Annotated in this window: 20 protein-coding genes and 4 pseudogenes; 8 read left to right on the top strand and 16 right to left on the bottom strand. The window is 63.5% G+C overall.

The window, feature by feature from the left end:
* The first annotated feature begins 6 nt into the window (after window positions 1–6).
* The gene (locus W823_RS44290) at window positions 7–621 is read left to right on the top strand and encodes a Type 1 glutamine amidotransferase-like domain-containing protein (RefSeq protein ID WP_023958715.1); all 615 of its coding nucleotides are present in this window, start codon (window positions 7–9) and stop codon (window positions 619–621) included.
* A 127-nt stretch (window positions 622–748) separates the two neighbouring features.
* Here W823_RS44290 and W823_RS44285 read toward each other — a convergent pair whose 3' ends face one another.
* The 4 genes and pseudogenes from W823_RS44285 to W823_RS57270 all read right to left on the bottom strand — a co-directional run.
* The gene (locus W823_RS44285) at window positions 749–2,254 is read right to left on the bottom strand and encodes an NAD(P)/FAD-dependent oxidoreductase (protein WP_023958713.1); all 1,506 of its coding nucleotides are present in this window, start codon (window positions 2,252–2,254) and stop codon (window positions 749–751) included.
* Window positions 2,251–3,177 (bottom strand): hypothetical protein, encoded by a 927-nt coding sequence (locus tag W823_RS44280; RefSeq protein WP_030166382.1) that lies wholly within the window; start codon window positions 3,175–3,177, stop codon window positions 2,251–2,253. The genes W823_RS44285 and W823_RS44280 overlap by 4 nt, the downstream gene beginning before the upstream one ends.
* A 2-nt stretch (window positions 3,178–3,179) precedes the next feature.
* Window positions 3,180–4,052 (bottom strand): SDR family oxidoreductase, encoded by an 873-nt coding sequence (locus W823_RS0129355; RefSeq protein ID WP_030166385.1) that lies wholly within the window; start codon window positions 4,050–4,052, stop codon window positions 3,180–3,182.
* A gap of 138 nt (window positions 4,053–4,190) precedes the next feature.
* Window positions 4,191–4,919: pseudogene (locus tag W823_RS57270) on the bottom strand (alpha/beta hydrolase); the annotation flags it as partial.
* Between the two features lie 286 nt (window positions 4,920–5,205).
* Between W823_RS57270 and W823_RS44275 the strand changes: the two are divergent.
* The gene (locus W823_RS44275) at window positions 5,206–6,267 is read left to right on the top strand and encodes a ferredoxin--NADP reductase (RefSeq protein ID WP_023958707.1); all 1,062 of its coding nucleotides are present in this window, start codon (window positions 5,206–5,208) and stop codon (window positions 6,265–6,267) included.
* 225 nt (window positions 6,268–6,492) lie between these two features.
* Here the strand turns inward: W823_RS44275 and W823_RS44270 are convergent, their stop codons facing one another.
* Together W823_RS44270 and W823_RS44265 are read right to left on the bottom strand one after the other, a co-directional pair.
* Window positions 6,493–7,377 carry an oxygenase MpaB family protein gene (locus W823_RS44270; RefSeq protein ID WP_023958705.1) on the bottom strand — a complete coding sequence of 295 codons (885 nt, stop codon included), beginning with the start codon at window positions 7,375–7,377 and terminating at the stop codon, window positions 6,493–6,495.
* Complete coding sequence (locus W823_RS44265; RefSeq protein WP_152538067.1) at window positions 7,374–9,302, bottom strand: hypothetical protein; 1,929 nt, start codon at window positions 9,300–9,302, stop codon at window positions 7,374–7,376. Before W823_RS44265 ends, W823_RS44270 begins: the two co-directional genes overlap by 4 nt.
* A 286-nt stretch (window positions 9,303–9,588) precedes the next feature.
* Between W823_RS44265 and W823_RS44260 the strand changes: the two genes are divergently transcribed.
* Window positions 9,589–10,215, top strand: a complete 627-nt coding sequence (locus W823_RS44260) for a TetR/AcrR family transcriptional regulator (RefSeq protein WP_161634015.1) — start codon at window positions 9,589–9,591, stop codon at window positions 10,213–10,215.
* Window positions 10,216–10,234: 19 nt separating this feature from the next.
* On the opposite strand, the gene W823_RS58130 is transcribed toward W823_RS44260, so the two are convergent.
* Together W823_RS58130 and dnaB are read right to left on the bottom strand one after the other, a co-directional pair.
* Window positions 10,235–10,378 (bottom strand): hypothetical protein, encoded by a 144-nt coding sequence (locus tag W823_RS58130; RefSeq protein ID WP_023958698.1) that lies wholly within the window; start codon window positions 10,376–10,378, stop codon window positions 10,235–10,237.
* Between the two features lie 285 nt (window positions 10,379–10,663).
* Window positions 10,664–12,048: pseudogene (dnaB, locus tag W823_RS44255) on the bottom strand (replicative DNA helicase).
* Window positions 12,049–12,529: 481 nt separating this feature from the next.
* Here dnaB and W823_RS44250 point away from each other — a divergent pair.
* Complete coding sequence (locus W823_RS44250; RefSeq protein ID WP_023958696.1) at window positions 12,530–13,093, top strand: hypothetical protein; 564 nt, start codon at window positions 12,530–12,532, stop codon at window positions 13,091–13,093.
* A gap of 110 nt (window positions 13,094–13,203) precedes the next feature.
* Here W823_RS44250 and W823_RS44245 read toward each other — a convergent pair whose 3' ends face one another.
* Complete coding sequence (locus W823_RS44245) at window positions 13,204–13,716, bottom strand: MarR family winged helix-turn-helix transcriptional regulator (RefSeq protein WP_023958694.1); 513 nt, start codon at window positions 13,714–13,716, stop codon at window positions 13,204–13,206.
* Between the two features lie 78 nt (window positions 13,717–13,794).
* On the opposite strand from W823_RS44245, the gene W823_RS44240 reads away from it, so the two are divergent.
* Window positions 13,795–15,927, top strand: a complete 2,133-nt coding sequence (locus W823_RS44240; RefSeq protein WP_023958692.1) for an MMPL family transporter — start codon at window positions 13,795–13,797, stop codon at window positions 15,925–15,927.
* A gap of 11 nt (window positions 15,928–15,938) precedes the next feature.
* Window positions 15,939–16,556, top strand: a complete 618-nt coding sequence (locus W823_RS44235) for a lipocalin family protein (protein WP_023958690.1) — start codon at window positions 15,939–15,941, stop codon at window positions 16,554–16,556.
* A 69-nt stretch (window positions 16,557–16,625) separates the two neighbouring features.
* Here W823_RS44235 and rplI read toward each other — a convergent pair whose 3' ends face one another.
* From rplI to rpsF, 4 genes and pseudogenes are all read right to left on the bottom strand, one after another.
* Window positions 16,626–17,081 carry a 50S ribosomal protein L9 gene (gene rplI / locus W823_RS44230; RefSeq protein WP_023958688.1) on the bottom strand — a complete coding sequence of 152 codons (456 nt, stop codon included), beginning with the start codon at window positions 17,079–17,081 and terminating at the stop codon, window positions 16,626–16,628.
* An 18-nt stretch (window positions 17,082–17,099) separates the two neighbouring features.
* On the bottom strand, window positions 17,100–17,363 hold the full coding sequence (gene rpsR / locus W823_RS44225; protein ID WP_023958686.1) for a 30S ribosomal protein S18: 264 nt from the start codon (window positions 17,361–17,363) through the stop codon (window positions 17,100–17,102).
* Window positions 17,364–17,421: 58 nt separating this feature from the next.
* A complete protein-coding gene (locus tag W823_RS44220) occupies window positions 17,422–17,952 on the bottom strand; it encodes a single-stranded DNA-binding protein (protein ID WP_023958684.1) in 531 nt (176 codons plus the stop codon).
* 207 nt (window positions 17,953–18,159) lie between these two features.
* Window positions 18,160–18,435: pseudogene (gene rpsF / locus W823_RS44215) on the bottom strand (30S ribosomal protein S6); the annotation flags it as partial.
* 185 nt (window positions 18,436–18,620) lie between these two features.
* Between rpsF and W823_RS44210 the strand changes: the two are divergent.
* Both W823_RS44210 and W823_RS57775 read left to right on the top strand, forming a co-directional pair.
* Window positions 18,621–20,111 carry a membrane protein gene (locus W823_RS44210; protein ID WP_031332432.1) on the top strand — a complete coding sequence of 497 codons (1,491 nt, stop codon included), beginning with the start codon at window positions 18,621–18,623 and terminating at the stop codon, window positions 20,109–20,111.
* Entirely contained in the window at window positions 20,108–20,683 is a 576-nt protein-coding gene (locus tag W823_RS57775; RefSeq protein WP_023958678.1) for a GNAT family N-acetyltransferase, read from the top strand. The genes W823_RS44210 and W823_RS57775 overlap by 4 nt, the downstream gene beginning before the upstream one ends.
* A 48-nt stretch (window positions 20,684–20,731) precedes the next feature.
* On the opposite strand, the gene W823_RS44200 is transcribed toward W823_RS57775, so the two are convergent.
* From W823_RS44200 to W823_RS0129345, 3 genes and pseudogenes are all read right to left on the bottom strand, one after another.
* Window positions 20,732–22,408 (bottom strand): glycosyltransferase family 87 protein, encoded by a 1,677-nt coding sequence (locus W823_RS44200; protein ID WP_023958676.1) that lies wholly within the window; start codon window positions 22,406–22,408, stop codon window positions 20,732–20,734.
* A 12-nt stretch (window positions 22,409–22,420) separates the two neighbouring features.
* Window positions 22,421–24,466, bottom strand: coding sequence for a transglycosylase domain-containing protein (locus W823_RS44195; protein WP_116916439.1), 2,046 nt, complete (start codon window positions 24,464–24,466; stop codon window positions 22,421–22,423).
* A gap of 284 nt (window positions 24,467–24,750) precedes the next feature.
* Window positions 24,751–25,140: pseudogene (locus tag W823_RS0129345) on the bottom strand (DUF5318 family protein); the annotation flags it as partial.
* Window positions 25,141–25,368: the final 228 nt, after the last annotated feature.

Raw genomic sequence — 25,368 nt, 5'->3', positions numbered from 1 at the left:
GGTGCTGTGGCTGAACTCTTGTTGGTGAGCCGATGGTTGTCGGCGGTACCGGGCTTCTTGACGCCCCGAACCCGCCCCGGCGCAACCATCGGGTTTGTACCGACCGCATCGTCCATCTATGACGACCGAGCATGGGTGGACTTCGATCGCACAACTCTCCACGAACAGGGCTGGCATACAGTCGAACTCGACATCGAGGCCATGACGGCAATCGACCTCGCGAAGTCACTGGACACGGTAGATGCAGTCTTCGTCTCCGGCGGCAACGTCTTCCACTTGCTCGAGGTGTTGCGGCGCACGGGTTTCGCGGATGTCCTCACCGAACGCGTCGAGGCCGGTCTCCCCTACATCGGCGCAAGTGCAGGTGCGTGCGTCATCGGCGCAGATATCGAACCGCTCGCCCTGCTCGACGATCCGGCCGAGGCGCGCAGTCTTGACTCCACAACCGGGCTTGGCTGGATTGACGAAGTCGTAGTGCCCCACGCCGACGGTATTGTGTCGGGTCGGGCGGTCATCGACGAACTCAGACACCGATTCGGTGGGCGGTTCACACTGCGACTACTCGCCGACGACCAGGCCTTGCTGGTCTCAGGCAGTTCCCGCTCCGTGGTCCCATCCTGACGGCGCAGCTTTCGCATCAGCACCCCCCGGACATACAAGCGAGGGGAGTGATGCGGTCCTCCGCATCACTCCCCTCGTGTACCCCTGCAGCGGTGGGATTCTCGGGTTCCCTAGTTGTCTACGAAAATCAGGGAGTCCCGGCCAGTACGGGGTCATCCACGCCGGCGGTGTTGGCGGCCGTGATCGAGTAGTCCGGCAAGACAACTGTGTCGAGCTGCTTGACGTACTGCGTCGCGAAGCCGGGATACATGGTGGCGTTGAAGCCGTCTTCGGTGAGGTACCAACTCGAGCAGCCCGAGTTCCATGTGGTCTTGGTCAACCGTTGCTGCAGATCCTCGTTGTACTGCGTCTGCACGTCCGCACGGACGTCGAGGACGAAGTTCTGGTTCACTGCCGTGGCGATGGCGTCGACGATGTAGTCGATCTGCGCTTCCATGTACACCAGCGCTGAGCTGTGGCCTGGGCCGGAGTTCGGACCGAAGGTGAAGTACATGTTCGGGTATCCCGAGACGGCAACGGACTTGTAGGCGTACGCGCCTTTGCTCCACTCCTCGGCGAGGACTCGCCCGCCGCGGCCGGTGATCGGAATCGGCGTGCCCGCTTTGGAGACATCGAATCCCGTCGCGAAGACGATGGCGTCGAACTGGTGCTCGATTCCCTCGACCGTGCGAATCCCCCTCGGCGACATACTGGCAATGGGCCAGGTCACCAGAGTGCAGTTGTCCTTCTGCAGAGCCGGGTAGTACTGACTGGTCATCAGCAACCGCTTGCATCCGGCCCGGAACTCGGGTGTGAGCTGGCGCCGCATCCACGGATCACGCACCTGAGCCCGCAGATGCAGCTTGGACACCCCTTCCACGACGCGGGTCAGCGGCGACTTCCACACCACACCCAAGGCGACGGATTCATGGCCCCAAAACCAGGCTTTGCGGGCCAGCGACTGCGTGAACGGCAGGCGTCGATACACCTCGCGGGTCACCGGCCGTGTACTCAGGTTGGTGCGCGGAAGAACCCAACCGGGTGTGCGCTGGAAGACCTTCACCGAGTCCGCCACACGGACCAGCTCCGGCACGATCTGCACCCCGCTCGCCCCGGTGCCCACGACGGCAACCTTCTTGCCCGCGAAATCGTAGTCATGGTTCCAGCGGGCGCTGTGGATCTTCTCGCCCTCGTAGGTTTCGATGCCGCGGATCTTCGGGAGGCTCACGTTGGCAAGGGGGCCCGACGCCATGACAACGGCGCGAGCGAAAACCGGCTCGCGGTCGTCGATGGTGATCTCCCACAGCGACGAGTCCTCGTGCCAGGTCAGATCGGCCACGTTGTGTTCGAACCGGAAATACTGGCCCAGCTCGAACTTGTCGATCATCGAATCGACGTAGGCGAGGATCTCTTCGCTGCCGGAGTAGGTGTGCGACCAGTCCGGATTCGGCGCGAAACTGTAGGAGTACAGCCGCGACGGAATGTCGCATGCCGCACCGGGATAGGTGTTGTCACGCCACGTCCCCCCGGGACGGGTGCCACGCTCCAATATGGCGATGTCTGCGATGCCGCGTTGCTTGAGTCGGATAGCTGCGCCGACGCCGGCGAATCCGCCGCCGATGACAGCAACGGACAACACTTCACGGCCGCTCATGCGACGGGCTCGTAGGTCAGTTCCTTCGACCAGGTGGGCTGGGCGCGGAGCAGGCGTTTGGGGTACTTGGCGGTCAGGGTGACCATCGAATCGGCCAAATAATGGTACGGGTGGTCACGATTGATCACCACCGATCCGTGCCAGGCGATGAAGCGGTACATGGGCAAGCGTTTCGGGAACGGCGTGCGCTCACCGACCTTCTTGAATCGCTTCATGGCGGTGTAGAGACGCTCCTCGTCGACACCCATCGCAACGATGTTGTCGCGCATCTTGTTCAGCAACGGGATGTAACGCAGGGTTCCGATGATCAGCGACGGGTGCATCCAGGCGCCGACGGTCTCGACGATGATCTTGCGCATCTTCGCATGACCGAGAAGCTCGATGACCTCGAAATCGACTGCGAGATGCCGTGACTCGTCGGCGTTGATGCGTTTGAACACCTCTTGGCAGACCGGGTCGTCGATCTCGTCGACGATGAACTTCACCAGCGCACCGTCGAGGGCCACCTCGAGCATCGGAATCACTGTGCCGAGCACGGCCAGTGGGGTTTGGTCGGAGTACTTGTCCAGCCAGTCGATGATGAGTTTGACGTTGACGTTCGGCTGAGGGATCTCGTCGTTCTCGAGCATTCCCCACCGGCGCATCAGCGCCAGTTCGGCGTTGGCGTGCTTCTGTTCCTCGGCGTGGAAGTGGCGGTAGATGTCTCGGAGGGTTTCGGTCGGGGCCTTGCGCGCCATGGCCGCGAAGCCGCGGGCACCGACGTTCTCGATCCACATCAGATCCGACATGAACGGCTTGAGTTTGGCGTGCAGTTCGGGGCTGATCAGCTCCGCACCCGGTGCATCCCAGTCGATGTCGGCGAGGGCCCATTGACGGTCTTTGATCTTGTCCAGCATGGCATCGAAATCGAAGTTCTGTGTCATCGTCACTTTCCTGTCGTTGAAGCGGATTGGAGCTGGCTGTGCGGCGCGGGCTCGTCCGGCATCAGTCGATTGAGCAGCCCGGCACCACGGGCGTAGAGAGCTGGAGTGAGTCGCTTGGCCAGCCAGATCGCCTTGGCATCAAGCTGCGGAACGACATAGAGGCGGCCTTTGTCGAAGGCGTCAAGCGTGCCGACGGCGACGCGTTCGGGCGAGAACCCGGTCCACCGCATCAGGTTCTGCGCGAGTTGGGACGACTTCGCGGTGATGCGACCGTCCACGGCGACGTTGGTCTTGACGAACGTCGGGCACAGTACGCTCACGCGCACACCGGTTCCCGACAACTCTGCCGCCAAGGTTTCCGAGAGCGACATGACACCGGCCTTGCCGACACTGTAGGGGCCCATGGTCGGCGCGGCGGCGAACCCCGCGGCAGAGGCGACGTTGATGACACCCCCGCGCCCGGCAGCGAGCAGTTGTGGAACGAACGTTTCACACCCGTGGATGACGCCCCACAAATTGATGCCCAAGGCCCAGTTCCAGTTGTCGAAACCGATGCTGCCCACCGGTTGCCCGCCGATGCCGACACCGGCGTTGTTGATCACCACCGTTGGGGCACCGCCGAATTCGAGTTCGGCGAACAGAGCGAGGTCCTCCACCTGCGATCGGTCGGCAACGTCGCACTGCACTGCGTAGCCACGGCCTTCAAGAAGGCGAACGGTTTCCTCGGCCCGTTCGAGTGAGATGTCGGCGCAGACGACGCGGCCTCCGCGCCGGGCGAGCTCGATGGCAAAGGCGCGGCCGATACCGCTTCCCGCGCCGGTCACCACGGCATCGGCGCCGTACGACGGCGGCGGGGTCGATCGGAATCCGAACATGACTTCTCGATTTCTGTTAGAGGCTGAATGGCCGAAAGGGACTGCGATGAGACCGAGTTCGCTGCGGACGAACTGCGCTGCCCGCCGCAACGCGGGCGCCGCCTCCGGAGACACGCGATCAAGCGCTTGGAAGACGTGCATCTGGTCAGGCCAGATCTCGAGCGTGCATGTCCCCGCGTTGGCTTCGACGAGGTCACGCAGATATTCGGCGTCGGCGACCAGCATCTCGGCGCCGCCCGCCTGCACCAGGAAGGGCGGCAACACCGTTCCGGCCTCCACCGCCAGTCGCAGGCGCGGGATATCCGGTTCCTGTCCGGTTGTGTAGAGCGCTGTGAGGGCCCGCGCGCCGGCAGCGGAAATCATCGGATCGCGCCGCATGCGCTCGCGGCCCTCGGCCAAATCGAAGGTCAAGTCGATCAAGGGGGAGAACAGCACCACCGCAGCAGGCTGAGGTATTGAGCGTCGGGCGTTGTCGATGACCAGGTCCAGCGCGAGGTGCCCGCCCGCGGAGTCTCCCGCGACGACGATGTTGCCGGGGTCGTAGCCGCGCTCCAGCAGCCATCGGTACGCCCGCTCGATGTCGTCTGCCGCAGACGGGAACGGATGCTCGGGTGCGAGTCGATACTCCACCACGAACACCGGCAGACCCGCTTCACGTGAGAGTCGCGATGCCAGCCCACGGTGCGTGCGTGCCGAACAGATCGCATAGGCGCTGCCGTGCAGATACAGCACCACACCGGCGGCCTCGCCCGCGACATTCCGGTCCGGGAACCCGGGTTCTGTGGCATCCACCCACTCACCGACGACACCGTCGTCGCTTACCGCTGTGACCCTGGTTCCGCGCAACCTACTGCCGCACAATCGCATTGCGACCTCGACGAGAATCCGCGCGACCTGCACGCCGCCCTTGTCGTACGGAAGCCGCGACGCGACCGGACGCAGCGTCGCTGCCGTCACCCGCGCAGCACACCGGGACCGCAGGGATCCCCGCAGTGGCACGACCACGCCTCTCGTTGTCATAACGACAGCATCATCGGAAACTGTGCCATTTGTCAATGATACGGTTTGTTCACGCAGATCGAACGCACTTCACTCCATCGGAACAGGCCTGCCAATGTCGGCCGAGTGCAGACAGTGCACGAAAGGATGACTCTTGACGATCGATTCGGCCGGCACGGCCACGAGTGCACGAACCCTTCGTCTGCAGGTCGAGCACGTCATCGAGGAAACGTCCGACGCCGTCACCCTTGTCTTCTCCACACCCGACACCGACTGTGTGGCGCCGTTCGACTACCGACCCGGACAATTCGTCACCCTGGAGATCCCGCACGAGAAGGACAGCTCCGTAGCGCGCTGTTACTCGCTGTCGAGCAGCCCAGACTGCGACGATCAGCCGGCAATCTCGGTCAAACGCACCCCGGGCGGTTACGCGTCCAATTGGCTCTGCGACAACGCGGCCGTCGGCATGACCCTGTCGGCGCTGCGGCCTGCGGGCTCTTTTGTGCCGTCACGGTGGGACAAGCCACTCGTTCTCGTCGCGGCCGGCAGTGGCATCACTCCCGTGCTGTCCATCCTCAAGACCGCGCTGGAAGTCCACCGGGAGCGGGTCGTACTGGTCTACGCGAACAGGTCGGCCGAATCGGTGATGTTCGCGAGCACCCTGGCCGACCTACTCCAGCGTTATCCAACCCGCCTCGAGGTAATCCACTGGCTCGAGTCCGACCACGGTCTGCCGACCGATACCGGGCTGCGCAACCTGGTAACCCCATCGCCCGATTCGGATGCATACCTGTGCGGCCCTGCGGTATTCATGGACCTCGCGCATGACGCCCTCGTCGCCGCGGGACTCTCCCCCGATGCCATTCATCGAGAGGTCTTCACCTCCATCCAGGCCAACCCGTTCCATACCTCGGTCGCCGATTCCCCGTCCGCGACAGACGTGGGTACGCCTGTCACCGCAGAGGTCGAAGGCGAGGACTACACCTTCCGCTGCCCGCCCGACACCGTTCTTCTCGACGCGATGCTCGACAACGGTATCGACGCCCCCTTCGTCTGCCGCGAAGGGAACTGCGGCGCATGCGCTTTCACTCTCAAAGCCGGCGAAGTCGAGATGCGTGTCAACGACACGCTCGACGACTACGAATTGGGCAAAGGCATGCGGCTTGCATGCCAGTCCGTGCCTGTTTCCGACAGTCTCGACATCGTCATCGAGTAGGCAGTTCGACAGTCGAACGCAACGCAGAAGCGGACGAATCGCAATCACTCCGCGGGCCTTCTGACGAATGGCCAGCAACACCCAGAGTCCGCTGAAGCTGCGTAGCGCAGGCATCGAGAGTCGCTGAGTGGGTGTTGAGCTTACGGGCTTGTGCCGAGGTTGGGCGGATGCGAGTACGGCGCGCATCCCGCATTTACACCAGCGCTCAGGTCGCGTTTCGCTACCTCACAGGGGCCAATCGTCGAGCTGCGGTCGTCGGTAGCCAACTTGGGACGGCACTCGCTCGCCGTACTTTCGGACTCCGAATGTGTTGACCATGGACCGGTCGAGGTCGACCAGGCGCAGCGGCGTGGACCGAGCGTAAACAGCGACTGCCAATCTGGTTGCGCACCGGAGCAGCCACGAGGGGTGCGGTAGGTCGTGAACTTGCCGAAGATCAGATGGGCACAACGCGGAGATGATCTGGGCCGCGTAGGGCTGCAGGTGTCTGGGTAAGACTCGCTCTGCGAACGCGTCGATCAGCGCGCGGGCCACGGCGCGACCATCGCTGGTCGCTGCGTACTCGCGCTGTTCATAGGACCGTGCCCATTCGTGAAGGGCGTCGCGTGTCTCGGGCACATCCTTGAGACCCTGCAGCTCAGCCACCGAACGCCAGAAGCGCCACTGCCCTTCCAGTTCTAGGGGCGTGAAGGGTGAGTGCCCGAGACCGGCGGTGATCTGATGTGGGTCGAGAGCAAGAGTTGAGAGCGTGTACAGCGAGTCGTCGTTGCGGATCGGGAAATGCGCGTGGATCTGGTTCAGTCGCGCGACCCATGCACGTCCGGTCGGCGACGTCGCTCCGTGATCGAGCAGTTGCCCGAAAAACAGCAGAGTGTCGTCGTTGCGTTGGACTGGGAACCGCATGATGTCCCCGCCTCCGCGGCGGTACAGGATTCGGGCCATAGCCGGCACCGCCACCTGTTTCATGAACGCAACGGTGAACAGGGCGTAGGTGAGGGATGGATTGCCGTGCAAAGTGACCAGAGACAGCCGAGCGATTTCATCGGCATCTGTGACCGGATCCAACATGTTGATCCGTCGAGCGACGAGGTGACCGGGACGTAGTTTCATGAGACGGGCTCCAATCGGACGACGGTGCGTCCTTCGACGTCGAGATCGATGCGTGCCCGGCCGTTGCTGTCTGCTTCGACCGTCGCATCGAGCGTTCCCAGCGCCGCGTACCGGCGGTGCGGCCGGAGTTGATCGACGACCAAGGTCGCGCGTACCCCACCGTCACCGGGGTAGAGAACCAGATCCAGTGCCCTGCCATCGGTGACGGCCCGTGCCACAAGAACATCTGGGTAGGCGGCCTCGGCGAGGCGAGGTCCCGAGAGCCAATGGGTGGGTAAGCCCGCGCCGATCAGGTCACGATTGGCCGCGGGCCGCGAAAACCGGGCGAGCAGCGAGTACAGGTTGCCCTGTGTGGACATTCGGTCGTACCGTGCGACGCCGGCGACACGTTCGACGTGTTCTCTTGCGTCGACGTACGCGAATGCCTTGTCTGCGATTTCGATATCTCCCATCTCGCGAGCAGTCAGAGAGAGAAAGGTCTGGGCGAAAGAGTCACTACCGAATGAGTAGTTGCCGACATCGCAACGGTTGGCTGCCGTCCGCGGGAGCCGGAAATGATCTCCGTCGAACTCCAACGAGTCGCGTTTCGTCAACCACCACGATCGTTGTGCCTGATCGGGAAGAAACGCGTTCATCCAGTAGATCGTGGGGAGGCTGACACCGTCGCTGGCCCAGATGTTCCACGACAGACCCAGGGTCTCGTTGCGAACACCGATGAGTTTGCCGTCGGGGCGCGTGAACTCGCTTTCGTACGCCCGCGCGATTGCGTCGTCGAGGTCGGCATGAAAACCGGTGCCGTGTAGTCGGTCATGGGCGATGAGGGTGTTGATACCAAAGGTGTTGCAGACGGGATAGATCCAGCGCGGTTCGCAGGAGAACAGCGTGTAGGGAGACCGACGCATGTTGCGGTGAATCGACTCTGCGAGGTCGTGAAAATCGTGCCGATACCGTTGTTGATCAGACCAGGTATAGGTCAGCCCTCCCGGCCGGGAAAACCTACTGTCGCCGAAGCTCTCGTACATTCCGACCGCAGCCCCTTGCCATGCGGTCAGCATCACGTTGTCGTGGTTGTTAACTGGGTCTCTGCCAAAAGACATTCGGCCCCAGGCATTTTCGAGTGCCCAGTAGCCCCATACGCGCTTGTCCCCCATTTTGAGAATCGACTGCTCTTGCGCTTCGGCCAGGTACCCGGAGAACGAAGGCGTTCGGGTGTATCGGTACATCGACAACGCGTAACCCAGGACGCAGAGTTGGTAACGAAGAGCTGCCTCACGGAACTGATCGCGGCGGTCGAAGCCTGCGAACTCCGCCAATGGTTGCAACGCAAGGTCGAGCGCAAACCGAAGATGCGCCAGGTCATCCGCCGAGGCCTCATCGACTGACGGTTCAGGAGACGACGGTACTGACGTCTGAAAGAAGGTGACACCTGCGAGTTCGGTGTTCACTCGGCGCGCGACCAACAGTTGATGGCGATGACGCAGGGCGTGCACAGCGAATGAGACCGTCGCAACGCATGGAATCACGCCGGCGGTGATCGCGGTCCAGGCGATCGACAGATGCGAATGGGAATGCGTCACAACCGCTGCGAACAGAAACCCCAGCCATACGATGATCGGGGCAATGACGGCACCGATCATCCACCAGATCAAGACGGCGAGTCCGAATGCAACCAATGCCAATGCTGCGTGCGCGATATGACCTGATGCCAGATGCCCACCGCCGGGAAGCAGCAAACCCGTCGCTGCGACGCCTGCCACGGCGTTACCGCTGGCGGCGCCTAGCAGGGCAACGGACCAAAGCGCGGCGTACACGCCTGCGACACGGCCGAACTTGCCCCTTGTCACCGGCGACAACACCGGGCGCGACGTCGGCAACAGCGGAACTGCAACCCGACGACCCAGCCGCCCCAGTGGCGTTGAGCTCATCGCCCGAGCACCGCAGACGACGGCAGCTCCGTTGTAACAACGCGCCGTGCGCCCGGCGGCATCGCTGTCACCGACGAGAACTCTCGCCCAGCCCACCAGGCGAGCCCAACAAAGACTTTGCGCAGACCGACCATAAACAGCACCAACATTGCGCAGCACAGCATCGAAACCTCATTCTGAAACCGTATCGTTTCGGTTTCGAATTACGATAGATCGAGCACAGTGCTTCGTCAACGTTCGGACCGGCGTGAGACAGCAGAGTGCTTGGCACTGGCACTATGAGCAGGTGACGCCGACCTCCGAGCCCGCCGGGCGGCCCTACGGTGGGCAGAGCGCTACAGAACGCCGACTATCGCGCCGACGTCGGCTGATCGAAGCGGTCCTCGACCTCGTTGACGAGAGCGGCATCGAATCGCTGAGCGTCGGAGCGATCTGCGAACGCGCATCGGTCTCCAAAAAGCATCTGTACCTGAGCTTCTCCAGCCTCGATGACCTCACCGAGGAGACACTGACCGACGTTCTCGCACAGGCGGCCGATCGCATCGTCGCAGCATCGGCCGAACTCGACCGCGACGTGTCCAGAGCACGAATCATCGAAGTCGCCGTACAGGAGATCCTCACTGCGTTCGACGATCCACGCGTCGCACGCCTATATCTCGAGGCACCCGGTAACCGCGGGTTGCGCGCGGCGAGAGATGACGCGGTGGCCCGTTTCGTCACCCAACTGCTGACCCTGCTCGCCGCCGACCGAGCCGACGATCCACGGGCTCAACTCATCGCCCGGGTGCTGGTCGGAGGCACCACCGAGGGGGTCGCACTCTGGTTGCGCGGCGAAGTGACGCTCGACCGCATCGAGCTGGTGGCGACACTCGTCACCCTCGGCGTCGATGCCGTCGACCGCATCCTCGAATGAAGTCACGCCGCTGAACCAGTCAATTTTTGTTCACCACCGCCAGTTCCAAGGCGTCGTCGGTTCCGGAATCCAATGAGAGGTGTAAGCTCGCGGCCCAGATGCCGGTGCACTTGGGGTGTGCAAAGCTCTCGAGGCTCTCGCCGACGCTGTCACCGATGGTCATCGCTCAAGCGGTGCACGATTAGGCGTCGCCGTCCGTCGTGCGGCAACCGTGCGCCGAGCTTGTTGAAGGTGTGACAACATTATGACCTTTGTTAATGCCCCGGGTGCCGCGGTAACGCGGCGCCAAACACCCCCTGGATCAACCTCCTCGTCTTTCCATGACATTCGCGCAGGCGCGATCAAAGCGGCTGCGCTCCCTTGTATTCAGCGCAGGACCCATCCTCCCCGCCTCTCGCCGGAGAACGGACCGTTGCTACGCACATGACCTGCGGGTACCACGCAGGGCTCAGCCGCGCGCCATATCCACGAACCGACTCAAATGCAGTTGGTGCGCAACGGTAATCGTTGATGTCGGGCCATTACGGTGCTTACCGAGAATGATGTCGCTCTGCCGGCACGGGGGTCATCGCGTTCGAACGCGTCGGGACGGTGCAGCAGAATGACCATGTCGGCGTCCTGTTCCAGCGAGCCGGACTCACGTAGGTCGGACACCTGCGGGCGCTTGTCGGTACGTTGCTCGGGACCACGGTTCAGCTGACTGATGGCGACCACCGGAACCTCGAGCTCCTTGGCGAGCAGCTTGATGCTTCGCGAGAACTCGGAGACTTCCTGCTGGCGGGACTCGACCTTCTTACCGGACGACATCAGCTGCATGTAGTCGATGACCACGAGCTTGAGATCGTGACGCTGCTTCAAACGCCTTGCCTTGGCACGGATTTCCATCATCGTGAGGTTGGGCGAGTCGTCGATGAACAACGGCGCCTCAGAGATCTCACCCATACGGCGAGCCAAGCGGGTCCAGTCGTCGTCACTCATCCGACCCGAGCGCATGTCGCCGAGTTTGATCTTCGCTTCGGCCGAGAGCAGCCGCATCACGATCTCGGTTTTGCTCATTTCCAAAGAGAACATGGCACTGGTCATTTGGTGCTTGATGGAGCAGGACCGCAAAAAATCCATAGCCAGTGTACTTTTGCCAACTCCAGGTCTTGCCGCAACAATGATCATCTGACCCGGGTGCAAACCGTTGGTCACTTCATCAAGATCGTGGAAACCCGTTGGCACACCGAGGGATAGACCACCACGGGACGCGATGGAGTCGATCTCGTCCATCGTGGGCTGAAGCAATTCCTCAAGCGCCACATAGTCTTCGGCGGTACGGCGCTCGGTGACCTCGTAGACCTCGGCCTGCGCGCGGTCGACCACTTCGGCGACATCCTGGCCGTCGGCCCCGGCGTAGCCGTATTGGACGATGCGGGTGCCGGCCTCCACCAGACGCCGCAGGATTGCCTTCTCGGCGACGATCTCCGCGTAGAAGCCGGCATTGGCCGCGGTCGGCACCGTCGAGATCAGCGTATGGAGGTATGGCGCCCCTCCGATACGTCGAAGCTCGCCCACGCGGTCGAGCTGCCCGGCAACGGTCACAGCATCGGCAGGTTCCCCTTTGCCGTACAGGTCGAGAATTGCGTCGTAGACCGCCTGGTGCGCGGGCCGATAGAAGTCGCCCGGCCGGAGCTTCTCGAGCACGTCGGCGATGGCATCTTTGGACAGCATCATGCCGCCCAGCACCGACTGCTCGGCGGCCATGTCCTGCGGGGGCTGACGGCCGAAGTCTTCGCTCGGGGGCGCCTCTTCACGCGGAGTTGTATGCCCACGATCGTCAACTACGGCCAACGCGCCACCCCTTTCGCTTCAGGTTCATCGACCACTATTCCAAGAGGGTCTGACAACCCAATCGCCTCAGATCGCCGCCGATCTGCATGCGCACCCGCCAGACACTAAGGGCTCAGGCCGATCCGGCCAAACGGAGCTGTGGACCATCCTGTGCACCAACTGTGGACGGTGTGCGGATAGTTGTTAGCGCCCTGTTGGCTACCTGTGGATAAGTGCGGTGAATAGAAGCATCGTCCCAGCTCAAATGCGGTGACTCACTTTTTCTTACTGTGGATACCCATTCACACGGCGTGTCTCGGCAAGTGCGGTTCCGGGCGTGTTCGGTTTGACAAATCGACTTGTACTACAAACGCACGAACATCCATCACTTGCCCTAAAGTGACCGTGACGTGCACCGATCTGTGCTCCCTGAACCGGTCACACGAGGCGACCAACAGTGGTGCAATGATCGGGCACGAACGAATGATCTGGGGAGGCGTTCATGAGGAAGATCATCGGGGTGATCGCCGCGGTCGCGGCCACTGTCGGACTGCTGTCGGCAGGTTCGGTGGCCTCGGCCGTACCGGGTCCCACGTACACACAGGTCCCCGATCTCGCCGGTTACGTGCCCGTGGACCCCAACGGCTACCGGTCCCCCGACTTCGTCGACAACGGCAAGACCTTCTTCGTCACGCCCGGTGGTCGAGTCTGCGCCCTGGGCCCCGGCTACGCGTACGCAGCGTGCACCGGCCACCCGTCCACCGCGCCCCCTGGAATCGTCGGTGCGGCCATCTCGGCAGGGCAGACGGGCCCCTATTGGGTCCCCCCGAACACCTCGTACACGGTGCGACCACGTGGTTGGTTCCAACCACCCCTGCTGCAGATCGGTGAATCGATCACCGTAGACGGATCGAGCTGCGCGGTGAGCCCCATCGGCGTCACGTGCGTGGCCGGCCCGCGAGCGTTCACGTTGACCCAGTCCTGGTACAAGTTCGTGACGCCGGCCGGCGACCAGTACCACGACGCGAACCGCTCCCCCGAGTTCCTTCCTCCGGACCAGCGCTGACCCAATCATCCTGGGCAGCAAGCCCTCCGACTGTGGTCACATCCTCCGACTGCAACCGGAGGAAGTCGCCGAAGTCGGAGGGTCTGGGGAGCGCACACCGACCCCACGAGTCACCGCCCTGGCGTCGCTCCACCGGCGTTCCCGAGTTCGTCTTCGTACGTGTGCATCGCGGAGATCAACGCCGTGAACACCCGATGGGCCGCAGCAAGATCCTCGTCGGGAAGGTCCACCATCGCATCGTGGGTGTGCTTGCCCAGCGGCGCGAAGAACGCCCTCGCCACGGCCATCCCGTGTTCGTCGTAGCGCAGGATCACCTTTCGGCGGTCGCGTTCGTCCGCTTCCCGCCGGATGTGCCCCGAACCGATCATCCGTTCCACCAGATGCGTCACGGCCCCGCCCGACACCTGCAATCGCTTGCCGAGAGCACCCGACGTCAACGGCGCACCAGCGGCGTCAGCGACCATCACATGCAGCAGGGCGCGAAAGTCGTTTGCACTGAGGTCATTCAGTGTCGCAAACACACGCGAGATCTGGTCGGACTCGGCATTGAGCGCCCGGACATCCGATGAGATCTGGGACTCGAGCGCCGCGCGGTTGTCCTGCGCCGGCTGATTGTCGGGCATGGGTACCTCCTGCCAGGACTATAAGGCCTGGAGATAGTTTAGTTGCTCAATATTTTAAAATATGAGATTGTTGGGAACATGGCGACCTCGAACACGCCGACCCATTCTCCCACCTGGTGGGATCGCTTTGCTGCGGCGGTGAGCGGCCGTAGGTCGTGGTGGATCGCACTGGCGGTCATGCTGATCTCCGGCGCAGCCATGGGGCTCATCGGCGAGAACGACTCGGGAGATCAAGCGCCGGATTCGCTTCCGCCATCGGCTGATTCGGCGCAGGTCAACGAATTGCTGGACAGCTTCCCGGATTCGGACGTATCTGCAGCCGTACTCGTCACCGTTCGCAGCGACGGCGCGCCGCTGTCCGACGACGACAAGGCCGCGGTCGACCAAGCGCAACAGCGCATGCTGGCCGTCGGCCGCTCGGTGCCCACCACCGCATCGGCCGGTCCGGGCGCTGTCGTCTCTCCGAATGGAATCGCAGCCATCTCGGTCGTCCCTGTCAGCGCCGAGCTCAACGGCTTCAAGCTCACCGACCTCGTCGATGAGTTGCGAGACGCCGCCGACGACGGCCTACCGAGCGGACTGACCACCTACGTAACCGGTGGCCCCGCGTTCGGCGCCGACACCGCCAACTCGTTCTCCGGTGCCAACGTCACACTGTTGGCAGTGACGGCACTCGTTGTCGCCCTCTTACTGATCGTCACGTATCGCTCGCCGGTTCTGTGGCTGGTTCCGTTGCTGGTCATCGGGTTTGCCGATCGGTTGGCGAGTTCGGTCGGCACCGGGTTGGCCGAGCTCACCGGCCTCTCGTTTGATGGATCCACCTCGGGCATCACCAGTGTGCTGGTGTTCGGCGCGGGCACCAACTACGCGCTGTTGCTGATCTCGCGGTATCGGGAAGAGCTGCGCAAAGAGCAAGACCACCGGATTGCGCTGCAGCACGCAGTCCGTCATGCCGGCCCAGCCATCCTCGCTTCGAACGCGACAGTGGTACTGGCACTCCTCACGCTCCTGCTTGCCGCATTGCCGAGTACCCGCAGCCTCGGGGCACTGGCGGCCGCGGGTCTTGTTGTCGCGGTGATCTTCGCCCTGCTGGTGTTGCCACCCCTGTTGGCGCTCTTCGGAACTCGACTCTTCTGGCCGTTCATCCCCAAGGTGGGCGATCCGGTGCCCACCGAGGGCGGCAACTGGTTCAAGATCGCAAACGCCGTCTCCCGGCACCCGGTTCGCGTTCTCGCGGTTGCCCTCACGGCATTGATCGCATGTTCGTTGGGTCTGCTCGGCGCAAACATCGGCCTCTCGCAGACCGAGCAGTTCCGCGTCAGCGCGGACTCCGTCGAAGGTTTCGACACACTCGCCGAGCACTTCCCCGCCGGGCAGTCCGACCCGACAACCGTCATCGCGAACACCGCTGCCGCCGAGAGGATCCAGTCCGTCCTGGACAGCACTGACGGAGTGATCTCGGCGACCGAAACGGGACGGTCCGACAGCGGCCTCACCAAGTGGTCCGTGGTCATCGACGCCGACCCAGCGTCCGAGCGGGCATTCGACATCATCGATCAGTTACGCGACGCCACGGGCGACGTTCCCGATGCGCAGGCACTCGTCGGCGGGTCCGATGCCAAAGCCCTCGACATCGCAAACGCGTCCGAACGTGATCGGCTCCTGATCATCCCGCTGATCCTCGCCGTGGTGTTTGTCATCCTGATCGTGTTCCTGCGCGCCCTGGTGGCACCGGTGGTGCTGGTCGCGACAACAGTGCTGAGCACCATCGCCGCCATAGGGATCGGTAGCCTCATCAGCGAACACATCTTCGGCTTCCCGGCCCTGGATAACAACGTCCCGCTCTACTCCTTCCTCTTCTTGGTTGCCCTGGGAATCGACTACACGATGTTCTTGGTGATCCGAGCGAGGGAGGAGACACCCGGCCACGGCACGCGAGACGGCATCGTGCGGGCAGTGGCCTCTACCGGTGCTGTGATCACCAGTGCGGGAATCGTATTGGCCGCAGTCTTCTGCGTGCTCGGCATCCTCCCGCTCATCACACTGACCCAGCTGGGCATCATCGTCGGACTCGGAATCCTCCTCGACACGTTCCTGGTTCGGACCGTGGTGATCCCCGCACTCTTCAGCGTGATCGGGCCCCGCATCTGGTGGCCAGGCACCGTGGACCGAAAAGCGCGTCCACAACCGGAGTTACAACAACAGAAGTAGGAGATGACACCATGGCGTTTTCACCTCGCCGACTCAGTCGCATCGTGATCGGCGGTCTTGCAATCGCTTTCGCTCTTGCCTGTGCGGCTCCCGCTTCGGCGGACACCAGCTCGCTACCCCAGCCGCTGAAGCCGGTGGCCAAGCTGGACACCCAGCGTTATCTCGGTGACTGGAATCAGATCGCCGCCATCCCACAGCCGTTCAACCTCATCTGTGCGCGCGACACGATGGCGAACTACCAGTTGATCGACCCGACGAACATCCGGGTGGAGAACACCTGCACCACCTGGACCAACCAGGAGAACCGGATCGTCGGCAACGCTCGGGTCAACGACAAGGTGACCGGTGCCCAGCTCCACGTCAGCTTCGCAGGCGTTCCGACGCAGGAATCCAAGGATGGGCCCACCAACTATGTGGTCACCTACATCGCCGATGACTACTCCTGGGCATTTGTCGGAAGCCCCGAGCGCACATCAGCATTCGTGTTGTCGCGTGAGCCGGCCGTGAGCACCGACCAGTGGAAGCAGATCCGCAAGGTCGCCGAAGACCGCGGCTACAACGCCTGCCTGCTCCTCACCTCTCCGACCACCGGCGGTTCGAACGAGATCCGTCCCCTCTGCACCGTCTGATCACTCGCAGATACAACAAACCCCCGACCACATGTGGCCGGGGGGTTTGTTGCGTGTAGAACCTGGTGACTACTTGCCGGCAGTCACGGTGAGGTTGAACTGTGCAACAACGTCGCTGTGCAGGTTCACCAAGACCGGGTAGGTACCGGTGGCCTTGATGTGGCCCTTGGGCAGCTCGATGTTGCGCTTGTCGACAGCAGGTCCGCCGGCACTCTTGATGGCACTGACAACGTCAGCGGCCGAGACCGAACCGAACAGCTTGCCCGAGTCGTGGGTCTTGACACCCAACGTGACCTCGGCGAGCCCTTCGATGGCCTGCTTGAGCTCGTTGGCGTGCTCGAGACCGCGCACTGCGCGAGCGTCCTGTGCACGACGAATGCCTTCGACCTGCTTCTCTGCTCCGCGGGTGGCGACGATGGCCAGCCCACGAGGCAGCAGGAAGTTACGGCCGTAGCCGTCTTTGACCTCGACGGTGTCGCCGGGGACACCCAACTTCTCTACCTCTGCGGTGAGGATCAGTTTCATGTTCTTGGTCCTTTCCGCTTATCGAGAGGTGGAGGTGAAGGGCAGCAAGGCAACTTCGCGCGAATTCTTCACCGCGATGGCCACGTCCCGCTGATGCTGGACGCAGTTTCCGGTGACCCGACGCGAGCGGATCTTGCCACGGTCAGACAAGAAACGACGCAGAAGCGCGGTGTCCTTGTAATCGATCAGCAGGTTCTTCTCTTTGCAGAAAGTGCAGGCCTTGGCCTTGACGATCTTTTCTGCGCCACGGACCTTCCGTCCGCCTTTAGCTTTTCCAGCCATGTGTTGTCACTCCAAAAGTGTTGAGGTGCACAGCTACCTGTGCAGACTCAGATGTTCGTCAGAACGGTGGTTCGTCGTCCCCGCCACCGAACGAGCCGCTGGCAGGCGCGCTGCCCCACGGATCGTCGTTCTGTGCGGCTGCACCCGAGTTCGCAGCAGCGCCGCGGTTTCCACCGCCGCTTCCGCCGGAACCGAAGTTGCCGCCGCCTCCGCCACCGCCGCCGCGCGAGGCCCGATTGACCTTTGCGGTGGCATAGCGGAGCGAGGGACCGATCTCGTCGACCTCGAGCTCCACCACGGTGCGCTTCTCACCCTCGCGGGTTTCATACGACCGCTGCTTGAGCCGGCCGGACACGATCACTCGTGAACCCTTGGTGAGAGATTCGGCAACATTCTCGGCAGCATCGCGCCAGATGTTGCACCGCATGAACAGCGCTTCGCCGTCTTTCCATTCGTTGGACTGCCGATCGAACGTGCGTGGCGTGGACGCCACGGTGAAGTTCGCGACGGCTGCACCGGACGGCGTGAACCGGAGTTCCGGATCTGCCGTCAGGTTTCCGACAACGGTGATGACGGTATCGCCTGCCATGTGTATCTCCCGAGTTCAGTTGCGGTTGCGCAGTGGTGTGGGTCGATGTGCACCGAGCCTAGAGCTCGGCACCGACACGCATTGGACGTTCGAGCGAGCCCGATCGGACCACTCGAACATCACGAGCTACTTGGCCGGCTTGGCCGCAGCCTTGGCAGCGTGCTTCGCAGCAACCTTGGCGCGGCGTACCTTGGCACGCTCGTCCACGCGCATCACCTTGGTGCGCAGCACGGACTCGTTCAGCTTCAGCTGGCGATCGAGCTCGGTGACCGTCTTGGGCTCGGCATTGAGATCGACGACTGCATAGATCCCCTCAGTGTGCTTGAGGATTTCGTAGGCAAGACGGCGCTTGCCCCAGACATCGACGCCCGCAACATTTCCGCCATCCTGGCGAATCACATTGAGGAAGGTATCCAACGATGGAGCTACAGTTCGCTCATCCAGGTTGGGGTCAAGAATGACCATCAATTCGTAGTGACGCATAAGACCTCATCACCTCCTATGGACTAGGTCGGCCACGGACGATCCGTGGCAGGAGGGTCGCCTGCGTCGGCAACCGGTCCAGGCTACCCCAACAGTGCTTGACCAGCGAAATCCTGGTCTCTACGCCACAGCCACCCCCAGACCGGGCGGGCCGAGGCGTATCGACACCCCCTACCCTGTAGGCCATGCCTTCGCCGTCCCCCACCTCCACCTGGGAAATGACGACGACACCGCGACCGGGCTGGCGGGCGCGTATCAGCGCCGGCCGCGGCGAGCTCCTGCTCATCCTGACCCTCGCGCTGTTGATCAGTTCACTGTTCATGTGGCTCGGCTACCTGGGCAAGGCCACCTGCGGCGGCCCTCCGTTCGACGGGTCCGGCCGCAGTGCGCTCTGGCCGGTCGGTTCGAGCGAGATCATCATGCCCTGCTATTCCGACCTGCAGTTCTTGTGGATCGGCCGCGACATCAACAACCACGTGTTCCCGTACATCCACGGGGGCATCACCGACAACGGGGTGCTCTTCGGAGGCGTGGTCGAGTATCCGGTGCTGTCGGGACTGCTCATGTACTTCGGCGCCAGCGGCGCCCACACCGACACCGAGTTCCTGACCCAGTCCGCGATCCTGCTCGTACCCTTCGGGATCCTGATCGTCATCCTGCTCGCCCTGCTGGCCCGCTGGTACGTGATGCTCTGGGCAGCCACTCCCCCGCTGATCCTCTACGCGTTCCACAACTGGGAGCTGCCGGTGGTCGCGACGTCGGTGGGCGCCATCGCGGTGATGATCCTCGGCGCACGGATCAATCCGCGGACCGGCAAGCCGTGGTTGTCGTTGCGGACCAGCGCGCTCTGGGCGTCCTTCATCCTCTCGATCGGCTTCTGTCTCAAGATCTACCCCGGCTTGTTCGTGCTGCCGTTGGCCATCTTCGTGCTGACCCGCGCGATGGTGCCCGACTCCGAGGCGAGTGGGTCCACGTCGCTGCGCACCCGGCTGACCCGCCGGTCCCTGGATTGGACCGGAGCCGCCGGCGTCGTCGCGGTCGCGGTCGTCACGGTGATCGCGGTGCAACTGCCGTTCATGATCGCCGGGTTCAAGGGCTGGCAGGCTTCGCTGTCGTTCCAGGGCAAACGCAAGGCCGACGTCGACACCAACACCATCTGGTACTGGGGACTGAGGCATGTCACCGGCGACGGGCCGAGCGATGCGAACAGCGTCTACAACTCGATCGTCGGGGTCGCCTCACCTCTGCTGATCATCGTCTCGCTGGGCGTGGCGGTGTGGTTGGGGCTCAGACATTGGCAGCGCGGCAACGTCTTTCCGTGGATCGGCGTGAGCGCGGCGATGCTGGCCGGGTTCATGCTGTTTCACAAGGTCCATTCGCCGCAGTACACGCTGTGGATACTTCCGTTCTTCGTGCTCCTCAAGGTCGACTGGCGCCTGGTCACGCTGTACCTCGTCGGCGATCTGGCGCTCGACCTCACCATCTTCCGCATGTTCGGCATCCTCACTCGCGGTGACGAGATGGAGTGGTGGGTGATGGGCGGTGTCCAACTGGGCGTGTGGTCGCACGCGCTGTGCCTGGCGATCCTGATCTACCACTTCGTCGGCCGGCCTCTGCGGGTGCCACCGGAAAAGGTCTCGCCCCCAGCCTCGACGGCGGCTACCGTACCGGCATGACCTGGTACACCGCCCCCACGCTCTCCGGCGCTCGAATCATGTTGCGCGAGTTGGTACTCGACGATGCGCCCGCCCTTGCTGCCGCGGTGGACCAACCTGAGGCATTCCGGTGGACAACGGTGCCCGGCGACGTTGCCGCCGCCGAGCGGTACATCCAGACCGCCCTCGACACCCCCGACCGTGTCGCGTTCGCGGTGGTCGAACAAGACAGTGGTCGCGTGGTCGGCTCCACGAGCTACTACGACATCACTCCCGACTACCGCGCGCTGGCCATCGGCCACACCTGGTACTCCGCAGCCGTACACGGCACCGCGGTGAATCCGGAGGCCAAGCTGCTTCTGCTGCGCCGCGCCTTCGAGGACCTGTCAGCCGTCAGGGTGGTGTGGCATACCGATGAACGCAACGCGCAATCGCGGGCCGGCATCGCCAAACTCGGCGCCACGTTCGAAGGTCTGCTGCGCAAGCACCGTCCACTCCCCGATGGAACGTGGCGCACCACAGCGCAATACGCGATGACGGACGACGACTGGCCCGCCGCGAGAGAGGCTCTCTCCACGAGGCTGGAACGATGAGCCCGGCCTGAGGGGCCGCCTCAGCTCACTCCGTTCAGGTGCGGCAGGTCACGTGCGCGAGGAGACCGCCATCGAGTCGGTGGTCGGATCGTCCGGCGCCGGACGAGTTCTCACCTTGATCCGCCTCGGCCACGGCAACCGGTCGGGAGCCCTGTCGAGCACCCCACCGCCGGGGTCGTCCACGGCCAGGCTCTGCCATCCGGAACCGCGTCGCACCAGATCGTCGGTCGGGTGATAGATCTGCCAGATCACCAACGCGCACAGTGCCAGAACCGCGAAGTCCCGGACCACAACTGCGGACAGGAACCACTGCTCGGGCAAGCCGTCGTCCGTCTCCTGGAACAGGTACCACATCATTCGTGGCACCCAGACGAGAGCGTCGATCAGCATCCACGTCAACAGGATTCGCGTGTGCGGCAGGGCCAGAACCGCGAGAGGCACCAGCCACAGCGAGTACTGCGGACTCCACACCTTGTTCACCAACAGGAACCCGGCGACGGTCAGGAAGGCCAACTGGGCCAACCGCGGCCGAAGCGGTGCGTGGAAGCCGATGAACGCGATGCCGATACAGACCACCACGAACAACGCCATGCTCACCGCGTTCAGCAGAGACGGCGGCTGCCCCGGTTGGTTGCCCCACTGGTAGTCGGTGACAGCCGACACCACGTTGTAGATCGTGTCGGGATCGGTGCCCCGAGAAGAGTTGTGGCGGAAGAACTCGGTCCAGCCGCGAAAGTGCAGGACCATGATCGGCAGGTTGATGATCAACCAGGTCGCGGCGGTCATCAGAGCGGTGACGGCGAAGTCGCGGACCTTGCCTGCACGGAGACAGAGCACCAGCAACGGGACCAACAACAATCCGGGATAGAGCTTGGCCGCGATGCCGATTCCGAGGAACACCCCGGTCATCCACGGATTTCGTCGGGCCCACGCCAACATCGCCAAGGCGAGCGCCGCAGTGGCGATGGCATCGAAGTTGGTGAAGATGTGGACCACGACAAGAGGAGAGACAGCTGCGAGCATCACGGCCCACACCCTGCGCCCTGCGGTGAGCGCGGTGGCCCAGATGGTCACCAGCCAGCACAATGCCAGTCCCAGCGCCACGAGATTGAAGAAGACCACCACGTCCAACGCGCTGGGCAAGCCCCAATTGTCGTGTGCCCATTGCCAGGCCTCGGTGGCCTGAGCCGCGGCGTACATGAACATCCCGGTCAGTACCGGATACTCCATGAACCGCTGCTTCTGTCCTCCGGCACCGTTGTCCTCGTACCAGAACGTCTTGTACGGGAGTGCGCCTTCGTTGAGTCGCTCGGCGCTGTAGAGCGGGATGGTGTCGGCGTAACACATCGCGGTGTACTGGCGGTGATCCGACCAATCGAGTGTCTGTTCGCCGGTCGTCTTGTCCGGCGCCTGTTGCAGGCAGCCGGCTTTCGCATACCAGCCCAACGCCATGAACACGAGGGCGATCAGGAGAATCACCCGGATCGGCGTCCAGCCGGGGCTGCGCCCCACCACCGCGTGCAGACCGACCGGGCCACCGATCACCATGCTGCCCGGAGAAGCGATCGGATCGGTACGGCTCGGCAGGACGCGTGTGGTCGCCTCCCGACGATCGGCCGCGGGCAACGCAGGCGACTCGAATACGTTCAGGTGTTCCGTCGCAGCCGAACCGTCATCGTCGCGCACTTCGTGCGACGTCGATTCGGTCGCTTCCCCGTCGGTCATCACCCCACTCGCTCAGCGGGTACCTGTGGACGGTCCACCCTCTTCGGGCGGGAGTACCGGCTCTGTCTCCGTCTCGGTGTCAGGGTCGGGCCCGCCACCCGGGAGCGGGATCACCACACCGGGGCCGAGCGTCACGCCCGGCCGAGTGGTGGTGGTCGGCGGTGTGGTGGTGGTCGGCACCGTGCGCGTGGGGGTGTAGGTCTGCGGCGGCGGCTCATAGGGAACGCCTGCAACTCCACCGATCTCGCCCGGTTCCGGGAACTCCTCGATCGGCCGGCCGTCGAGAGCTCGGTTCATCGCTGTCCGCCAGATCTGCGCCGGCAGGCCTGACCCGTAGATCGTTGCGCCGGTGTAGTTCTTGAGCGCGGTGCCCTTGTCGGTACCAACCCATACTGCCGTCGACAGCTGCGGCGTGTACCCCACCATCCAGGCGTCCTTGTTCAGCCCGGTGTCGCCGAGCTGGGTGGTGCCTGTCTTGGCGGCGGACGGCCGCTCGCCCCCGTCGAGAGCGTTGCCGTTCGAGTACGAGGCGATCGGTTCCAGTGCAGCCGTGGTGTTGTCGGCCACCTCGGCCGGCAGCCGGCGTTCACCCGCATTGTCGGTGCGCTCGTAGAGCACCTGCCCCTGCGAGTTCTCGACCTTCTGGACGAAGTGCGGCGCGTGGTACATGCCCGACGCCGCGAGCGTGGCGTACGACGACGCCATGTCGATGACGCGAGATGCGTACTGCCCGAGCACAACACCACCCTCGACTCCGCCGTCGGGGTTCTGCAGTGTCTTGGCGCCGTCGGCCGCGACCTCGGGGATGCCCGCGCGGTGAGCCGCATCGGCGACCGCGGTGGGTCCACCGTTGAGGTCCATCATCAGGCGGTAATAAACGGTGTTCAGCGACATCTTCATGGCCGTCGCCAGGTTGCACGACCCGCAGGATTCGCCGTCCGAGTTGGTGACGGTGAGGCCGCCGGGTCCCTCGAAAGGCGCCGAGCTGTAAGTCTTCGACAGCGGGATGCCCTGCTCGAGTGCTGCCACCAGAGCGAACACCTTGAACGACGAGCCGGTCTGCAGATTGGCTTGCGCGTAATCGAATCCGTTGCCGTCGTTGCCACCGAAGTAGCCCCGGACCGCGCCGGTCCGTGGATCGATCGACACCACAGACGTCCGCAGCTCGGGCGGCTCACCCTCTCGGAGGTCGTTCGCCGCGGTGAAGTTCGCCCGCTGCACCTGCGGATCGATGGTGGTGGTGATGCGAAGACCGCCGGTGCGGATCTCCTCTTCGGAGATGTTGAGTGTGCCGAGCTCGGCCAGTACCTGCTGCTTGATCAGTCCGTTGGGTCCGTCGCTCGCCGGGTCGCCGGCAACGGCCTGGGTATCGACGACCTTCGGGTACTCCTGCGCGTCGGCCTCTTCCCTGTTGATCGCGCCGATCGTGACCATGCCGTCGAGGACGTACTCCCAGCGCCCTTCGGCAGCCTGGAGGTTGGTTGCCGGGTCGTAGTAGGAGGGAGAGCGGATCGACGACGCGAGTACAGCCGCCTCCGACAGGGTGATGTCGGCGAGGTTCTTGTTGAAGTACGCCTTGGCCGCCGCCGAGACACCGTAGGCGCCGCGACCGAAGTAGATGGTGTTGAGGTACGCCGCGAGGATCTCTTCTTTGGTCCACTCGCTGGACATCTTCGTGGAAATCGCGAGTTCACGGAACTTGCGCTGGTAGCTGGCCTCGTCGCCGGTCAGCACGTTCTTCACGTACTGCTGGGTGATGGTCGAGCCACCACCCGCGTCCTCGCGACCGGTCACCTTGCCCCACGCCGCGCGAGAGTAACCGCGGATCGAGAAGCCCGAGTTACTCGCGAACTCGCGGTCCTCGGCTGCGATCACGGCCTGCTGCAGCACCTGCGGGATCTCGGTGATCGGCACATCGGTGCGGTTGCCCTCCGGTGGCACAATTCGCGCGAGTTCGCCGCCCCGGGTGTCGACCACCGTGGCGATCTGACTCTGCTTGATGTCGCCGGGTGCGGGCACCTCGGCTCCGGCGTAGGTCACCAGGAACACCGCTGCCATCACCAGCGCGAAAGCCGGGAGCAGCGCGCCGCCTAGACCGACGATCCAGGCGACTGCCTTCTGCCACCGTCGCTTCTTCTCGACCGGGTTGCTGCTGGAGGGAGCGCGGCCGCCGCCGTCGTGCTCCGAGGTCCAACCGGACCGGTTGGGTCCGTCAGGGCCATTGCTCACAAGTACTTCTCCATACCTTCAGTGCCGATCCCTTTTGAGCCCATTCCTTCTGGGCCGCCGCCGGCACCCACGTCAGTGGCTGCATCGGCTGAACTGTTCGCCATTCGACCCCCCGCTACCCGCCGGGTCCGCCGTACCCGTGGACGCGGAGGCAGGCCGGACACGTACGACTGGACCAGGTGGTTCCAGCTGCAGGTCCGGCACACCTCCACCACATGTACCGAGAACTCCTCCTGGCTCACGGCCAGGCGGAGGATCTCCTCCGTAGTCCGCGCCGACCCCGACACCTGCCCGAGCTTTTCGCCGAACACCCAGGACACGATGGTGACCTGTTCTTTCCGGCAGATCGGGCATCGCACCGAACTGGGACGGCCGTGAAACTTCGCCGCACGCAGCAGATAGGGGCTGGCATCGCACACCTCGGCAACCCCGGTACGTCCGGAGTAGACCTCGGCCAGCCGGGACTTCCGCTGTAACGCGTAGTCCACCACCTGTCGCTGCAATCGCACGAATCAAGAGTACGTGCCGCCGACTCGGAAGATTTGGCGGTTCGGCGCCGCCAAGACCGCAGAAGGGCTCCGATCGTCGCTGCTGACGGCCCCATTTTTGCGGCACCGACCGTTCTCAACGCGTGCATGCTGCGGATAATCCCAGTTCAGGCACAGTTTCCATCCCGGTTATATCGGCCCGATACATATGTGTGTAGCATCTGCGGTACAGGTTTCTGCAAC

The organism is Williamsia sp. D3 (assembly GCF_000506245.1).
GTDB classification, from domain to species: domain Bacteria; phylum Actinomycetota; class Actinomycetes; order Mycobacteriales; family Mycobacteriaceae; genus Williamsia; species Williamsia muralis.
This window is presented reverse-complemented; position numbering and strand designations above follow the sequence as displayed.

What these genes read in the sequence shown, in the direction of transcription:
- W823_RS44285 (WP_023958713.1), bottom strand. Translation starts at nt 2,254, where the DNA reads ATGAGCGGCCGTGAAGTGTTGTCCGTTGCTGTCATCGGCGGCGGATTC.
- W823_RS44280 (WP_030166382.1), bottom strand. Translation starts at nt 3,177, where the DNA reads ATGACACAGAACTTCGATTTCGATGCCATGCTGGACAAGATCAAAGAC.
- W823_RS0129355 (WP_030166385.1), bottom strand. Translation starts at nt 4,052, where the DNA reads ATGTTCGGATTCCGATCGACCCCGCCGCCGTCGTACGGCGCCGATGCC.
- W823_RS44270 (WP_023958705.1), bottom strand. Translation starts at nt 7,377, where the DNA reads ATGAAACTACGTCCCGGTCACCTCGTCGCTCGACGGATCAACATGTTG.
- W823_RS44265 (WP_152538067.1), bottom strand. Translation starts at nt 9,302, where the DNA reads ATGAGCTCAACGCCACTGGGGCGGCTGGGTCGTCGGGTTGCAGTTCCG.
- W823_RS58130 (WP_023958698.1), bottom strand. Translation starts at nt 10,378, where the DNA reads ATGACCATCGGTGACAGCGTCGGCGAGAGCCTCGAGAGCTTTGCACAC.
- W823_RS44250 (WP_023958696.1), top strand. Translation starts at nt 12,530, where the DNA reads ATGAGGAAGATCATCGGGGTGATCGCCGCGGTCGCGGCCACTGTCGGA.
- W823_RS44245 (WP_023958694.1), bottom strand. Translation starts at nt 13,716, where the DNA reads ATGCCCGACAATCAGCCGGCGCAGGACAACCGCGCGGCGCTCGAGTCC.
- W823_RS44240 (WP_023958692.1), top strand. Translation starts at nt 13,795, where the DNA reads ATGGCGACCTCGAACACGCCGACCCATTCTCCCACCTGGTGGGATCGC.
- W823_RS44235 (WP_023958690.1), top strand. Translation starts at nt 15,939, where the DNA reads ATGGCGTTTTCACCTCGCCGACTCAGTCGCATCGTGATCGGCGGTCTT.
- rplI (WP_023958688.1), bottom strand. Translation starts at nt 17,081, where the DNA reads ATGAAACTGATCCTCACCGCAGAGGTAGAGAAGTTGGGTGTCCCCGGC.
- rpsR (WP_023958686.1), bottom strand. Translation starts at nt 17,363, where the DNA reads ATGGCTGGAAAAGCTAAAGGCGGACGGAAGGTCCGTGGCGCAGAAAAG.
- W823_RS44220 (WP_023958684.1), bottom strand. Translation starts at nt 17,952, where the DNA reads ATGGCAGGCGATACCGTCATCACCGTTGTCGGAAACCTGACGGCAGAT.
- W823_RS44210 (WP_031332432.1), top strand. Translation starts at nt 18,621, where the DNA reads ATGCCTTCGCCGTCCCCCACCTCCACCTGGGAAATGACGACGACACCG.
- W823_RS57775 (WP_023958678.1), top strand. Translation starts at nt 20,108, where the DNA reads ATGACCTGGTACACCGCCCCCACGCTCTCCGGCGCTCGAATCATGTTG.
- W823_RS44200 (WP_023958676.1), bottom strand. Translation starts at nt 22,408, where the DNA reads ATGACCGACGGGGAAGCGACCGAATCGACGTCGCACGAAGTGCGCGAC.
- W823_RS44195 (WP_116916439.1), bottom strand. Translation starts at nt 24,466, where the DNA reads ATGGCAGCGGTGTTCCTGGTGACCTACGCCGGAGCCGAGGTGCCCGCA.